At 71.0% G+C, this 14,558-nt stretch carries 14 protein-coding genes; 8 read left to right on the top strand and 6 right to left on the bottom strand.

The window, feature by feature from the left end; translation table 11 throughout:
* Positions 1-146 precede the first annotated feature (146 nt).
* Both ACX27O_RS11085 and ACX27O_RS11090 read left to right on the top strand, forming a co-directional pair.
* Positions 147-539, top strand: a complete 393-nt coding sequence (locus ACX27O_RS11085) for a YciI family protein (RefSeq protein WP_245233651.1) — start codon at positions 147-149, stop codon at positions 537-539.
* A gap of 3 nt (positions 540-542) precedes the next feature.
* Positions 543-1,799, top strand: coding sequence for an RNA polymerase sigma factor (locus ACX27O_RS11090; protein WP_210859144.1), 1,257 nt, complete (start codon positions 543-545; stop codon positions 1,797-1,799).
* Between the two features lie 63 nt (positions 1,800-1,862).
* On the opposite strand, the gene ACX27O_RS11095 is transcribed toward ACX27O_RS11090, so the two are convergent.
* Positions 1,863-2,963: a calcium:cation antiporter gene (locus ACX27O_RS11095; protein ID WP_030332858.1), complete on the bottom strand. Its 1,101-nt coding sequence runs from the start codon at positions 2,961-2,963 to the stop codon at positions 1,863-1,865.
* A gap of 109 nt (positions 2,964-3,072) precedes the next feature.
* Here ACX27O_RS11095 and ACX27O_RS11100 point away from each other — a divergent pair, with 109 nt between their 5' ends.
* Complete coding sequence (locus ACX27O_RS11100; protein ID WP_030332856.1) at positions 3,073-3,435, top strand: ArsR/SmtB family transcription factor; 363 nt, start codon at positions 3,073-3,075, stop codon at positions 3,433-3,435.
* A complete protein-coding gene (locus ACX27O_RS11105; protein ID WP_210865929.1) occupies positions 3,432-3,938 on the top strand; it encodes an SRPBCC family protein in 507 nt (168 codons plus the stop codon). Before ACX27O_RS11100 ends, ACX27O_RS11105 begins: the two co-directional genes overlap by 4 nt.
* On the opposite strand, the gene mug is transcribed toward ACX27O_RS11105, so the two are convergent.
* Positions 3,935-4,504: a G/U mismatch-specific DNA glycosylase gene (gene mug, locus ACX27O_RS11110; RefSeq protein WP_030332853.1), complete on the bottom strand. Its 570-nt coding sequence runs from the start codon at positions 4,502-4,504 to the stop codon at positions 3,935-3,937. The genes ACX27O_RS11105 and mug overlap by 4 nt on opposite strands.
* Positions 4,505-4,565: 61 nt before the next feature.
* On the opposite strand from mug, the gene ACX27O_RS11115 reads away from it, so the two are divergent.
* On the top strand, positions 4,566-5,309 hold the full coding sequence (locus ACX27O_RS11115; RefSeq protein WP_210859148.1) for an SAM-dependent methyltransferase: 744 nt from the start codon (positions 4,566-4,568) through the stop codon (positions 5,307-5,309).
* Here the strand turns inward: ACX27O_RS11115 and ACX27O_RS11120 are convergent.
* The 3 genes from ACX27O_RS11120 to ACX27O_RS11130 all read right to left on the bottom strand — a co-directional run bounded on the left by ACX27O_RS11120 (position 5,288) and on the right by ACX27O_RS11130 (position 8,462).
* Positions 5,288-6,247, bottom strand: coding sequence for a phosphatase PAP2 family protein (locus tag ACX27O_RS11120; protein WP_458939372.1), 960 nt, complete (start codon positions 6,245-6,247; stop codon positions 5,288-5,290). The two genes, ACX27O_RS11115 and ACX27O_RS11120, sit on opposite strands and share 22 nt — an antisense overlap.
* Positions 6,248-6,351: 104 nt before the next feature.
* On the bottom strand, positions 6,352-7,992 hold the full coding sequence (locus tag ACX27O_RS11125) for an MDR family MFS transporter (protein WP_030332850.1): 1,641 nt from the start codon (positions 7,990-7,992) through the stop codon (positions 6,352-6,354).
* Positions 7,989-8,462 carry a MarR family winged helix-turn-helix transcriptional regulator gene (locus ACX27O_RS11130; protein ID WP_307857840.1) on the bottom strand — a complete coding sequence of 158 codons (474 nt, stop codon included), beginning with the start codon at positions 8,460-8,462 and terminating at the stop codon, positions 7,989-7,991. Before ACX27O_RS11130 ends, ACX27O_RS11125 begins: the two co-directional genes overlap by 4 nt.
* Before the next feature lie 107 nt (positions 8,463-8,569).
* Here ACX27O_RS11130 and ACX27O_RS11135 point away from each other — a divergent pair, with 107 nt between their 5' ends.
* From ACX27O_RS11135 to ACX27O_RS11145, 3 genes are all read left to right on the top strand, one after another.
* Positions 8,570-9,232, top strand: coding sequence for a TetR/AcrR family transcriptional regulator (locus tag ACX27O_RS11135; RefSeq protein ID WP_081883856.1), 663 nt, complete (start codon positions 8,570-8,572; stop codon positions 9,230-9,232).
* A gap of 437 nt (positions 9,233-9,669) precedes the next feature.
* The gene (locus ACX27O_RS11140) at positions 9,670-10,809 is read left to right on the top strand and encodes a ThuA domain-containing protein (protein ID WP_425339850.1); all 1,140 of its coding nucleotides are present in this window, start codon (positions 9,670-9,672) and stop codon (positions 10,807-10,809) included.
* A gap of 87 nt (positions 10,810-10,896) precedes the next feature.
* Complete coding sequence (locus tag ACX27O_RS11145) at positions 10,897-13,728, top strand: PQQ-dependent sugar dehydrogenase (RefSeq protein ID WP_210865927.1); 2,832 nt, start codon at positions 10,897-10,899, stop codon at positions 13,726-13,728.
* A gap of 53 nt (positions 13,729-13,781) precedes the next feature.
* Here the strand turns inward: ACX27O_RS11145 and ACX27O_RS11150 are convergent, their stop codons facing one another.
* Positions 13,782-14,549, bottom strand: coding sequence for a helix-turn-helix domain-containing protein (locus ACX27O_RS11150; protein ID WP_210865926.1), 768 nt, complete (start codon positions 14,547-14,549; stop codon positions 13,782-13,784).
* Positions 14,550-14,558: the final 9 nt, after the last annotated feature.

Consider the following 14,558-nt stretch of genomic DNA (forward strand, 5'->3'; position numbering starts at 1 on the left):
GTCAGCCCGCCCGGCGTGTCGTGACGCAAACTTCTTGATCACCAGATCGGGTGGGGTGGGAGTGTCCGGGAGCGGGGGTTGGGTTCGACGTTTCCGGTGGACGGTGCCGGGGCGGCACCGGAGACAGGAGGGCCACTGTGAAGTACATGATTCTGCTCTACGGGTCGCAGCAGGACTATGACGTGCTGTCCGGTCGGGCTTCCGACCGGCCGGCGATGTCGGCCGAGCAGATCGCGGCGATGCACCACCACATGGAGACCTTCCACCAGGCGCTGGCCGAGTCCGGGGAACTGGTCGACGCCCGGGGCCTGAGCGAGCCGGTACACGCCCGCCGGGTGCAGGTACGCGAGGGAGCGCCGGTGGTCACCGACGGCCCGTACCCGGAGACGCAGGAGGTCCTCGCCGGTTACACCATCGTGGAGTGCGCCAGCTTCGATCGGGCCACCGAGATCGCCGCCGGCCTCGTCGACCCGGACGCCCCCGGCGGGTACGTGGACGTGCGACCGGTGCTCGACGGCGTCGAGGACCTGGCCGGCTGACACGTGCCGGAAACCCCGACCGAGGACCTGCTGCGCGAACTGGCGCCGCAGGTCCTCGGCGCGCTGGTCCGCCGCTTCGGGCACTTCGACACCGCGGAGGACGCGGTGCAGGAGGCGTTGATCGCCGCGGCCGACGGGTGGCCGCGCGACGGCGTACCGGACAACCCCCGGGGATGGCTGATCACCGTGGCGTCCCGCCGGCTGACCGACCTGCTGCGGCGCGAGCAGGCCCGGATGCGGCGGGAGGACACCGTGGCGCGGTGGACGCTGCCCGAGCAGCGGCACGCGCCCGCCGCCGACCATGAGGCGGCGGACGCCGACGACACGCTCATCCTGCTGTTCCTGTGCTGCCATCCGGCGCTCTCGCCGGCCTCACAGATCGCGCTCACGCTGCGTGCGCTGGGCGGGTTGAGCACCGCCGAGGTGGCGCGGGCGTTCCTGGTGCCGGAGGCCACGATGACCCGGCGGATCAGCCGGGGCAAGCAGCGCATCCGCGACAGTGGACTGCGGTTCGCGCCGCCCACCGGCCCGGAGCGCGCCGACCGGCTCGCCGCCGTGCTGCACGTGCTCTACCTGGTCTTCACGGAGGGGTACGCCCGTACCGCCGGGCCCGGGTTGCTGCGGGCCGACCTGACCGCCGAGGCGATCCGCTTGGCCCGCCTGGTGCACCGGCTGCTGCCCGACGATCCCGAGGTCACCGGGCTGCTCGCGTTGATGCTGCTCACCGACGCCCGCGCTCCGGCGCGGATCGGCGCGCACGGCGAGCTGGTGCCGATGGCCGAGCAGGACCGCACGCGGTGGCGGGCCGACCAGATCGCCGAAGGAGTCGAGCTGATCACCGGTGCGCTGCCGCGCGGGGTCGTCGGGGCGTACCAGCTCCAGGCGGCCATCGCGGCGGTGCACGACGAGGCGCCCAGCGCGGCGGCCACCGACTGGGCGCAGATCACCGCCCTGTACGAGGTGCTCCTCGGGATGTCCGACAACCCGGTGGTGGCGCTCAACCACGCGGTGGCGGTGGCGATGAGCCGGGGCGCTCCGGCCGGGTTGGCGCTGCTCGCCGACCTGGCCGACGACAGTCGACTCGCCGACGACCCTCGACTGCCGGCCGCCCGTGCCCACCTGTGGGAGCGGGAGGGTGAGCGGGTCGCGGCGCGCGAGGCGTACCGGATGGCGGCGGCGCGCTCGACGAACCTGGCACAGCAGCGCTACCTGAACGCCCGCGCGGACCGTCTCGCGGGCGACCCGCCCCCCACCGACTGAACCAGCGGGCCGTGCCGGGGCACAGGCTGGCGGCCAGGAAGCGTCAGGGGCTGCCAGGAGACGTCACGGGCTGGCGGCCAGGAAGACGAAGGCCGCCAGCAGCACCAGGTGTACGCCGCCCTGCAACACGTTGGCCCGGCCGGGCACCACGGTGAGGACGGCGGTCACCGCGGTGAGCGCGAGCAGGGCGAGTTGGGTGCCGCCGAGGCCGAGCAGCAGCGGGCCTTCCAGCCAGATCGAGGCGACCGCTATGACCGGGATGGTCAGGCCGATGCTGGCCATCGCCGAGCCGAGCGCGAGGTTCAGGCTGATCTGCACACGGTCGCGGCGGGCGGCGCGGGCTGCAGCCAGGGTCTCCGGCAGCAACACCAGCAGGGCGATGATCACACCGACGAACGCGTGCGGCAGGTTCGCCGCGGCGACGCCGGCCTCGATGGTCGGGGAGACGGTCTTGGCGTCGCCGACCACCGCGATCAGTGCCACCAGCAGCAGTCCCAGACTCATCAGGGCCGCCCGGGTGCTCGGCGGCTTGGCGTGCTCCTCCGCGTCGATCACCTTGCCCTTGCTGTCGACCGGCAGGAAGTAGTCGCGGTGCCGACCGGTCTGCACGAGGACGAACAGCCCGTAGAGGGCCAGCGAGGCGACGGCGGCGAACGCGAGCTGGGCCGGGCTGAACTCCGGGCCGGGCCGGGCCGTGGTGAAGGTCGGAATGACCAGGCTCAGGGTGGCCAGGGTGATCACGGTGGCCAGGGCCCCGCCGGTGCCCTCCGGGTTGAACACTGCGACGCGGCGGCGCAGCGCCCCGAGCAACAGGGACAGGCCGAGGATCCCGTTGCAGGTGATCATGACGGCGGCGAAGACGGTGTCCCGGGCGAGCGACTGGGTCTTCTCCGGCCCGCTGATCATCAGCGTGACGATGAGGGCGACCTCGATCACGGTGACCGCGACCGCGAGCACCAGTGACCCGTACGGCTCCCCCACCCGGTGGGCGACCACCTCCGCGTGGTGCACGGCCGCGAGCACGGCACCGCCCAGCAGCACCGCGACCACCACGATGAGCAGGCCGGGCAGGTCCCGCCCCCAGGTGGCGACTAACACCAGCAGAGCGAGCACGGGTACGGCGAAGGTCCAGTCGGTCAGGCGGGAGCGAAGCAGGGCGGCCATGCCGTACAGAGTGCCAGGCCAGGTGATCATGTGCCCACCATCGACGCAGCGTCTGCCGTGTCGAGGTCCACAACGAGCAAACCCGTAACCTGTAGGTTACTCTTTCGGGGTGGATGAGGTGGCCGTCGCGATCGCCGACCCGGTACGCCGGCGCATCCTGAGCATGTTGCGCGACGAGCCCCTCTCCGCCGGCGTCATCGCCGCGCGGTTCACGATCAGCCGACCCGCCGTCAGCCGCCACCTACGGTTGCTGCGGGAGAGCGGGCTGGTCCGTGACGAGCTGGTCGGACGGCAGCGGATCTACCGGCTCGACCCCGGCCCGCTCGCCCCGCTGCTCGACTGGCTCACCGGGCTCGCCACCGTCGACCGCTGGGAGCGGCACCTCGACGCGCTGGAGACCGAGGTCTATCGCACCCGCCGAGAGCGCCGCAGCCGTGGCCCGGCGGAGCACCGAAGGGAGCACACGGCATGACCCGCACACCCGCAGGACGCCTGTTTCGCACCGCCACGGGGCACGATCTCGTCCTCACCCGGACCTTCCGCGCCCCAGTGGAGGACGTCTGGGCCAGCCTGACCGAGTCGGAGCGCACCGCCCGCTGGTTCGGCCCGTGGGAGGGCGAGGCCGGGCCCGGACGGACCATCCAGGTCCAGATGGCGTACGAGGAGCAGCAGCCCTGGTGTGCGGTACGCATCGACGTGTGTGAACCGCCACTGCGCCTCGCCGTGTCGATGATCGACGAACACGGCAACTGGCTGCTGGAGCTGTCGCTGACCGAGACCGACGGCACCACCGAGCTGCGATTCGTGCAGCACCTGAGCAGCGTGGCGGGCATCGCCGAGGTGGGCGCCGGTTGGGAGTACTACCTGGACCTGCTGGTCGCCTCCCGCGACGGCTCGCCCCGCCCGCGGTTCGACGACTACCACCCGGCGATGCAGCAGTACTACCAGGGGCTGGCCGCCGCGACGGCCGGCTAAGGGTCCAGCTCCCGCCGCAGCCTGGCGAACTCGGCGGTCAGCGCCGGCAGGGGAAAGTGCGCGTTCAGGCCGCTGGGGTTCGGCAGCACCCAGACCCGGGCCGGCCCGAGCGGCTCCGGTCGCGGACCCAGGACGGCCGTCGGTCGGGCGAAGGCGACCCGGTACGCGGTCACCCCGAGGATCGCCACCCACCGCGGCCGGTAGCGCTCGGCCTTCATCGCCAACCCGGTGACCCCGGCCACCAGCTCCTCCGACGTCAGCTCGGCGGCGCGGGCGGTGGCCCGGTTGCTCAGGCTGGTGATGCCCAGGCCCTGCCGCAGCAGCTCGTCGCTCTCCCAGGAGCGCAGCTGGCGGTCGGTGAAGCCAGCCCCGTGCAGGGCCGGCCAGAAGCGGCTGCCCCGGCGGGCGAACGGCTGCCCCACGGCGGCCGAGTAGAGGCCCGGGTTGTAACCGCAGAACAGCACGCGCAGCCCGGGGCCGATCACGTCCGGCAGACCTCGGCCGGCGGCATCCGCCACCTCCTGCCGGGTCGGCCGTCGCGGCGGCCCCGCACGCTCCGCGTCCACGGCACCGATCCTGCCGTACGCCCGGCGCCGGCACCGGCGCACGCTCTGACACAGTGACCCGATGCAGTCCGACGACCACCTCGCCGCCAGCCGCTACGCCCGGATGCGCTGGAACACTCCGCTCTCACCGGAGCACGCCGCGCTGCTGCTGCAACGGCTCGACGTCCGCCCCGGCTCACGCGTGCTCGACCTCGGCTGCGGCTGGGGTGAGCTGCTGCTGCGGGCGGTCGCCGCCGGCGGTGTGTCCGGCCCGGTCGCGACCCGGGGCGTCGGCGTCGACACCGACGACGCCGTTCTCGCCCGAGGGCGGCGACTCGCCGCGGATCGGTCGCTGAACCGGCACGTCGCGTTCGTGACGGGGGAAGCGGCCGCCTGGCAGGAGCCGGCCGACCGGGTCCTCTGCATCGGTTCGGCACACGCCTTCGGCGACACCGCGGCGGCCCTCGACGCCCTCGCCGCCGTGGTACGACCCGGTGGGCGACTGCTGTTCGGCGACGCCTACTGGGAACGGCCCCCCACGGCGGAGATCGCCGAGGTCTTCGGCCCGGATGTCGCGACCCTCCCCGGGCTGGTCGAGGCCGCCCGCGAACGCGGCTGGCGGCTGCTGCACCTGAGCACCGCCGACCAGCGGGAATGGGACGACTTCGAATCCAGCTGGCTGGCCGGCCGGCAGGAGTGGCTGCTGGCGTACCCGGAGGATCCTCGTGCGGCCGACGTCCGCGCGGAACTCGACGACCGGTTGCGCGAGTACGTGGGCGGTTACCGAGGTGTCCTCGGCCTCGCCTACCTCGTCCTCGGTCGCTGACGGCCCCGGTCACGTCTGGACCGAACGGCCGAGCTGAACTGGCAGGCAGGAGAACCGGAGCCGACCGGTTGACAAGCCCGTTCGGCGCCGCTCGTTCTCACGACGTCACCGGCGTCGGCTCGCGCGGGTGGGTGACCAGACGGTGCGTGCGGAGCCCGTAGGCGCTGGCGGGGCCATCCGGTCCGGGCGCCGCGCCCGCGGGTGGGTGGGCTGGTCGGCTGTGCGGGCCTCGGCAGCCCGACGGAGACGACGGCGAGCAGCACCGCCGCGACGATGCCGTCGAGCCAGTAGTGGTTGCCCGTGGTCACGACAACCAGCAGGGTGACGAGCGGATGCGCCAGCCACAGCCACCGCAGGCGCCCGCCGTTCACGGCGATGAGCGCGACGGCGACGGCGAGCGCCCAGCCGACGTGCAGGGAGGGCATGGCGGCGTACTGGTTGCTCAACGCGTCCGTGTCGGGCGGGCCGTAGACGGCGGGCCCGTAACGGCTACCGGTGTCCACCATGCCGGTCAGGGCGGTCAGTCGCGGCGGCGCCAGCGGAACCAGGAAGTGCAGCGCCAGTGCGGCCGCGGTGAGCCCGGCGAGCATGCGACGCGTCCAGAGATAGCGCACGGGGTGTCGCACGTACAGCCAGATCAGACAGCTGATCGTGGCGGGGAAGTGCACGTACGCGTAGTAGCCGTTGGCCAGGTGCACCAACAGCTCGTGGGAGAGCACGGGACGTTGGAAGGCGGCCTCGTCGGGCAGGTGGAACAGACGCTCCACCCGCCAGATCCATTCCCCGTTTCCCACCGCTGTCGACGCCCGGTCGGCCCCCGCCACCCGCGCCGCCTTGTAGACGAGGAACAGGGTGGCGACGAGCCCCAGCTCACGCATGGCCCGGCGCAGTGCTACGGCTCGCCGGGCGGGTGCCGCTGGCAGCTCCGCGGTATCCACAGACCCCTCGATTCGGTGACGTTCGCTCGTACCGGCCCTGGCTGAACAGACCGGGGCCGCCGCCGTCGGAGGACGGCGGCGGCCCCGGGTCGGATGGCCCGACGTCAGCGTGACCGGGTCGGTCCGTCCTGCGTGGTGTCGACGCGCACCTGGTCGAAGGCGGGAGCGCCGTCGACCGCGTCGGCGGCGACGGCCGCCGACGTGGCGGCGTCCGGCAGGTCGAGGCTGGTCCGCAGGGTGATCGGCTTGAGCAGGAGCGCGGCGATGATGCCGACGACCCCGATGGCGGCGGAGATGAGGAAGATGTGTCCGGTGGCGTCGCCGTACGCCGCCCGGACGATCTCCTGGACCTGCTCGGGCAGGGCGGTGATGTTGAGGTTGCTGCTGCCCGAGCCGCCGGAGGCGGGGATCCCGGCGGCGGTGAGGTCGTGGGTGATCTGGTCACCGACCCGGCGTGCGAGGACGGCGCCGAGCACGGAGACGCCGATGGTGCCCCCGAGCGACCGGAAGAACGCGACGCTGGAGCTGGCCGCGCCAATGTCCTTGAGCGAGACCGTGTTCTGAACGGCGAGGACGAGGTTCTGCATGGTCATGCCGACGCCGACGCCGACGGTGAACATGGCGGCGCCGACCAGGACGAGCGACGTCTCGTGGTCGATGGTGCCGAGCAGCGCGAACCCGGCGACGAGCAGGACCGAACCCGCGACGATGTACGGCTTGATCTTTCCGCTCTTGGTGATCAGCCGGCCCGCGACGATGGAAGAGCCGAGGACTCCCGCCATCATCGGGATGGTGAGCAGGCCTGCCTCGGTCGGGCTGTAGCCGCGGCCGATCTGGAAGTACTGACCGAGGAAGACGGCACCGCCGAACATGGCCATGCCGACCGCGAGGCTGCCGAGGATGGCCAGCGCGGTGGTGTGCTGGCGCACGATACCGAGCGGGACGACCGGCTCGGCCGCGCGCGACTCGACCCAGACCGCCAGGGCGAGCAGGATGAGCGAACCGCCCACCATGGCCGCGGTCTGCCAGGAGGCCCAGGCGAACGAGCCGTCGACGAAGGAGATCCAGATCAGCAGCACGCTGACGCCAGCGGCGATGAGGCCGGCACCCAGGTAGTCGATCTTGACATTCTCACGCCGTGCGGTCGGCAGGTGCAGGGTGGCCTGGAGCAGGATCAGCGCGATCGCGGCCACCGGCACGCCGACGAAGAAGCACCAGCGCCAGCCGAGCCAGGACGTGTCGACGATGAGGCCGCCGAGCAGTGGGCCGCCGACCGTCGCGACGGCCATGACACCACCGAGGTAGCCGTTGTAGCGGCCGCGCTCGCGCGGCGGGATCATGGCCGCGATCGCCACCTGGACGAGCGCCTGCAGACCGCCGACCCCGATGCCCTGGAACGCGCGGGCGGCGATGAGCTGGCCGGCGCTCTGCGAGAAGCCGGCGACGACCGAGCCCACCAGGAAGACCACGATGGCGACCTGGATGAGGATCTTCTTGTTGAACAGGTCGGCCAGTTTGCCCCAGATCGGGGTGGTTGCCGTCGCGGTGAGCAGGGTCGCGGTGACCACCCAGGTGTACTGGTTCTGCGAGCCGTTCAGGGCTCCGATGATCTTCGGTAGCGCGGTCGAGACGACAGTGCTGCTCAGCATCGCGACAAACAGCACCAGCAGCAGGCCACTGAGCGCTTCCAAGGTCCGCCGATGGGTCATCGGCTCAGCGCCGGCCGTGATGGTGGGTGCGCTCATCGCGCGGCCTCCAGGTTGTCGTTGTCGTTGTTTCCGAGGGCGATCTCGATGTCGCCGGTGAACCGGCCGAGGGCGGCACTCAGCGCCGCCACCTCGCCGGGAGTCCAGTCGGCGAGCGCCCGTTCGAGCACCTCGCCGTACCAGCGGTGGCTGTCGGCCAGGGCGGCACGGCCGGCCGGGGTGACCGCCAGGATGGTCGCCCGCTTGTCGGTCGGGTCTGGCCGCCGCTCGACCAGCCCGTGCGCGACGAGCGCCGCGACGGAGCGGCTGACGGTCGACGCGTCCAGCCGAGTGCGCTCGGCCAGGTCGCGGGCGTGGCAGTCGCCGGAGAGCTGTTCGATCTGCACGAGCATGCCGAGCATGCCGGCCGGGATCGCCGGGTGCTCGTCGGCCCGGCGTTGTTTCAGCAGTCGAACGCTTCTGACCAGGTCGTACAGGCGAAGGCCGAGCTCACCGGCATCGCTTTCCACATCCGCTCCCCACCCAGTTGGTTGCCTCAAGCAAGCATCTACCGATCTTTCCCACTGCGCAAGTTTGCTCATTGAGAAGTCCCTCACCCGCACGTACCCTCGGTGCGATGGACGAGACGACCGGCCTGCGGGAGCGCAAGAAGGCGGCCACCCGCCTCGCTCTGCACGAGGCGGCCCTCCGCCTCGCCGCCGACGAGGGCATCGACGCGGTGACGGTCGAGGCGATCGCCGACGCCGCCAACGTCTCCCGGCGGACCTTCTCCAACTACTTCTCCAGCAAGGAGCAGGCCCTCTTCCACGGCGACACCATGCGCCTGCACCGGCTGTTGGAGCTGATCCGGGAACAGCCCGTCGACGAGGCGCCGTGGACCGTCCTGAGCCGGGCAGCCGAGCGCCTCACCGAGGAGGTCTTCGGCGGTTCTGAGCCCTCCTGGCTGACCCAACGCCGGGAGCTACGCGCGCACCCCGGCCTGGCCCCACACCAGGTGGCGGCGTACGCCGCGATCGAGCGCGAGCTGGCCGCGGAACTCGCCCGCCGGCTGACCGGCGACGACGTGGCACTGCGCTCCCGCCTCCTGGCCGCGACCTTCCTGACCATCCTGCGGGTCGCCGTCCAGCACTGGATCGAGCACCCGGGCGAGCCGATGACGGAAACCGTCCGGACCGCGCTCGTCGCGGCCGCGCCCGCGGTGCCCCCCGGAGGCCACCGGACCAGCACCGGCACCTGGCACCGCCCTCCGATCCCCGCAGAATCCCCCAGGGCCCAGTGAGTGGTAGCCAACGGGCACGGTCTTGACGGCGCGCAGACATCGGAGGTTTACTGCGTCAGCGATAGCAGTCGATGCGCCTTGACCATCCTTTGTGGTAAGTGGGGCACCTCGGCGACGCGATCGCTACTGGTCGCCACTGCTGAGCCAGCCGTCTCCTGGCGCTGGCGGTAGCGACGCTCCCCCCTCGGCGGGCGGGGAGCACCGGCACGGCAACCCGCACGGCGCAGCGTCGCGCTCCCCGCAGGACGATCCCCACAGGTACGGCACCACCCCGAACCATCTCAGCCGAGCGTCGGCGGCCCGGCTCCGTACCACCGCCAACCTCGGCCCGGCGAGCCCACAGCTCCGTGACGCGCGCCTGGGCCGACGCTCAGCAGAGGAGCAAGATCATGCGTTCCCGTCCCCGCCTGTTGGCACTCGTCACCGGGCTGGCCGTCATGCTGGCCAGCCTGGTCGCCCTGCCGACCCCCGCATCGGCGGCACCACTGACCAAGGTCCTGGTGTTCAGCAAGACCGCCGGCTTCCGGCACTCGTCGATCCCCAACGGCATCGCCGCGATCCAGCAGCTCGGCTCCGCCAACGGCTTCACCGTGACGTCCACCGAGGACGCGGCCCAGTTCACCACCTCCAACCTGGCCCAGTACCAGGCGGTGGTCTTCCTGTCGACGACCGGCGACGTCCTCAACGCCAGCCAGCAGACCGCCTTCGAGTCGTACATCGCCGCCGGTGGCGGGTACGTCGGCGTGCACGCCGCCGCCGACACCGAATACAACTGGCCGTGGTACGGCGCGCTGGTCGGCGCGTGGTTCGACTCGCACCCGGCGATCCAGAACGCCACGGTGAAGATCGAGGACCAGACCAACCCGTCGACCGCGCACCTCGGCACCACCTGGGTCCGCTCCGACGAGTGGTACAACTACCGCACCAACCCCCGCTCCAGCGCACGGGTTCTCGCCAGCCTCGACGAGTCGTCCTACAGCGGCGGCAACATGAACGGCGACCACCCGATCACCTGGTGCAAGGCGTACGGCGGCGGACGCGCCTGGTACACGGGCCTCGGGCACACCGAGGCGTCGTACACCGACCCGAACTTCACCCGGATGCTGCTCGGCGGCCTCCAGGTCGCCGCGGGCTCGGTGACCGCCGACTGCTCGCCGCGTACGACCACCCCGCCGCCCACCGCCACCGGCTCGACCCTGCGGGCCCGCGCGAACAACCAGTACGTGAGCGCGCCCAACTCGACCACCGCGCTGATCGCCAACAAGGCTTCGGTCGGCACCACCGAGCGGTTCGACCTGGTCAACCTCGCCAACGGCAACGTGGCGCTGCGCGCCAAGGGCAACGGGCAGTTCGTCGCGGCCGAGAACGCGGGCGCTTCCGCGCTGATCGCCAACCGGGCCACCGCCGGTGCCTGGGAGACGTTCCAGCTCGTCCGCAACTCCGACGGCACGGTGAGCCTGCGGGCCACTGTGAACAACCGCTACGTCGCGGCCGACAACGGTGGGTCCTCCCCGCTGATCGCCAACCGGACCTCCATCGGCCAGTGGGAGAAGTTCGACCTGGTCACCACCAACTGACCTGATCCCCCGCTCGCTCTCCACCACCCCACCTGGTCGTGGTGCGCCCCCGCGCGCCCGTCCCCCGGTCGTCGAGAAAGGACGATCATGCCCTCGTACCCCCGGCGCTGGCCCCGGGCGCTCTTCGCGGCGGTGCTCACCGTCGCGAGCGCGGCCCTCGCTGTGGCTGCACCGTCCACCGCCCAGGCGGTGGTGATTCCCGCCTCCGACTATCAACAGGTCAAGCTCGCCACCGGCTCCGCCGAGCTGGGTGAGGCCATGTCCCTGGCCGTGCTGCCCAACCGCTCGGTCCTGCACACCGCCCGAAACGGCGTGCTGCGGGTGACCGACGTGGCCGGCAACACCAAGGTCTCCGGCACCCTGTCCGTCTACACACACGACGAGGAGGGGTTGCAGGGCGTCGCCGTCGACCCCAACTTCGCCACCAACCGGTGGGTCTACCTGTACTACTCGCCCACGTTGAGCACCCCGTCCGGGGACGCCCCGACCACCGGCTCGCAGTCCGACTGGGACCGGTGGAAGGGGCACCTACGGCTGTCCCGGTTCACCCTCAACTCCGACGACACGCTCAACCTGAGCAGCGAGAAGATCGTGCTGCAGGTCGCCAACGACCGTGGGCAGTGCTGCCACGTCGGCGGTGACCTGGACTTCGACGCCGCCGGCAACCTGTACCTGACCACCGGCGACGACACCAACCCGTTCGAGTCGTCCGGCTACGCCCCACTGGACGAGCGGACCAACCGCAACCCGCAGTTCGACGCCCAGCGCACCGCGGGCAACACCAACGACCTGCGGGGCAAGCTGCTGCGGATCAAGCCGCAGGCGGACGGGACGTACACCATCCCGTCGGGCAACCTGTTCGCGCCCGGCACGGCCAACACCCGCCCCGAGATCTACGCGATGGGGCTGCGCAACCCGTTCCGGATGAGCGTCGACAAGGCCACCGGCGTGGTCTACCTCGGTGACTACGGCCCGGACGCGGGGAGCACCAACTCCAGCCGGGGCCCGCAGGGTCAGGTGGAGTTCAACCGCATCACCGCGCCGGGCAACTTCGGCTGGCCGTACTGCACCGGCACCAACACCAGCACGGAAACATACAACGAATACACCTTCCCGTCCGGGCCGTCGCAGTCGAAGTACAACTGCACGGGCGGGCCGACCAACAACTCGTTCCGCAACACCGGCCTCGGCACGCTGCCCGCGGCGAAGCCGGCCTGGATCAAGTACGCCGGCGACTCCGGCTCACCGTCGGAGTTCGGCAGCGGCTCCGAATCGCCGATGGGCGGACCGGTCTACCGGTACGACGCGTCGCTGAACTCCAGCATCAAGTTCCCGCAGTCACTCAACGGCCAGTTCTTCGCCGGCGAGTACGGCCGCCGCTGGATCAAGGCGATCGCTGTCAACTCCGACGGCTCGCGCGGGGAGATCTCCAACTTCCCGTGGTCCGGCACCCAGGTCATGGACATGGCCTTCGGCCCGGACGGGGCGCTGTACGTGCTGGACTACGGCACCGGCTCGAACAACCAGGCGCTGTTCCGGATCGAGTACATCGGCGGCGGCAACCGCAACCCGATCGCTGTCGCCTCGGCTAACCCGACGTCGGGGGCCAACCCGCTGACAGTCAACTTCTCGTCGGCCGGCAGCTCGGACCCGGAGGGTGGGGCGCTGAGCTACCTGTGGACGTTCGGGGACGGCACCACGTCGACGGCGGCCAACCCCACCAAGACGTACACCACGAACGGCACGTACTCCCCCACGTTGAGGGTCACCGACCCGAATGGGTTGACCGGCACGGCGAGCCTGGTCATCACCGTCGGCAACACGGCCCCGACGGTGACGCTCACGTCGCCCGCCGACGGGCAGTTGTTCAGCTTCGGTGACACCGTGTCGTACCAGATCAGCGTGAGCGACCCGCAGGACGGCACGATCGACTGTTCCAAGGTCAGCCTGACGTACGCGTTGGGCCACGACAGTCACGCCCACCAGATCACCTCGAAGAACGGGTGCAGCGGCTCGATCACCGTCCCGACCGACGGGGAGCACGACTCGGCCGCGAACATCTACGGGGTCTTCGACGCCGCCTACACCGACAACGGTGGGCTCACCACGCACAGCATCAAGACCCTGCAACCCAAGCACCGCCAGGGTGAGCACTTCGGCGCGCAGTCCGGCGTCCAGGCCACCGACCACACCAACGCCGAGGGTGGCCGCACGGCCGGGTTCATCGAGAACAACGACTGGATCTCGTACCAGCCGTACAACCTGACCAACGCGAACCGCATCACCGTGCGGGCGTCGTCGGCCGGTGCCGGCGGCACCATCGAGGTACGGGCCGGGTCGGCCACCGGCACGCTGCTGGGCACCGTCTCGGTGCCGGTGACCGGCAACTGGGAGACCTTCACCGAGGTGTCCGGCACGATCAGCAACCCACCCACCGCGTCGACGACGCTGTACCTGGTGTTCAAGGGCGGGTCCGGCTACCTGTTCGATGTCGACGCGTTCACCTTCACCACCGGCACCGGTGGCAGCACGCCGGTGAGCACGCTGCGGGCGCAGATCAACAGCCAGTACGTGTCGGCGGTCGGCAGCACCGCGCTGATCGCCAACAAGGCCAGCGTCGGCAGCACCGAGCAGTTCGACCGGGTGGACGCTGGCAACGGCGACATCGCGTTGCGGTCGCGCGCCAACGGGCTCTACGTCTCGGCCACGAACGCGGGCGCCGCAGCTTTGGTCGCCAACGCCACGGCGATCGGGTCGTGGGAGAGATTCCAGCTCATCACCAACACGGACGGGACGGTGAGTCTGCGGGCCACTGTCAACAACCAGATCGTGTGCGCCGAGAACGCCGGGGCCGGATCCCTGATCGCCAACCGTACGTCGGTCGGGGCCTGGGAGAAATTCATCCTGACCACCGGCTGACCGGGGGGTGAGTGCACGGTGGGGCCCGGCCTGGTGACCGACCAGGTCGGGCCCTACGTCGTGAAGTAGGCGGCGCTCTGCGCGTCCGCCGGGTAGTAGGACTCCACAGCGATCTCCTCGATCGTGATGTCCGTCGGCGTGCCGAACGTGGTGATGGTCGAGAACAGCCGCAGCTCGCGCCCGTTGATCCGCAGGATCATCGGGATCACCACGTCGGCGTCGACCCGTTGACCCGTCGGCTCCTCCGGCAGCGGAGCCAGCAGTTCGTGGTAGAGCGCCGCCAGTTCCGCGTCGGGAGCGGCGGCGAGCTGACGCGAGATCCGGCTGCGGAACACCGCCCGCACGTCGGCCAGGTTGACCACCAGGCGGGCCAGCCCGCGCGGGTCCAGGCCCAGCCGGATCAGGTTCACCGGTGGCCGCAACAGGTCGGGGGCCACGTACGCGAAGAACGGGTCCACAGCACTGTTGGTCAGCACGATGTTCCACCGGCGGTCGAAGACCAGCGCCGGATACGGCTCGTGCGCCCGCAGCACCCGGCGGACCGCGTCGAGGGCACCGGACAGGGCGATGTCGTCGAGCGGACGCTGCGCGTACCGGGGTGCGAAGCCGGCGGCGAGCAGCAACTGGTTGCGATCACGCAGCGGCACGTGCAGCTGGTCGGCGAGCCGCAGGATCATGTCGGCGCTCGGCGTGGACTTGCCGGTCTCGACCAGACTGACGTGCCGGGCCGAGACATCCGCGGCGATCGCCAGGTCGAGTTGGCTGAGCCCCCGGCGCTTGCGCCACTGCCGTAGGAGTTCCCCGACCGCATACACGATCATGAGCCTACT

It is taken from the genome of Micromonospora sp. SD19 (genome assembly GCF_054462275.1).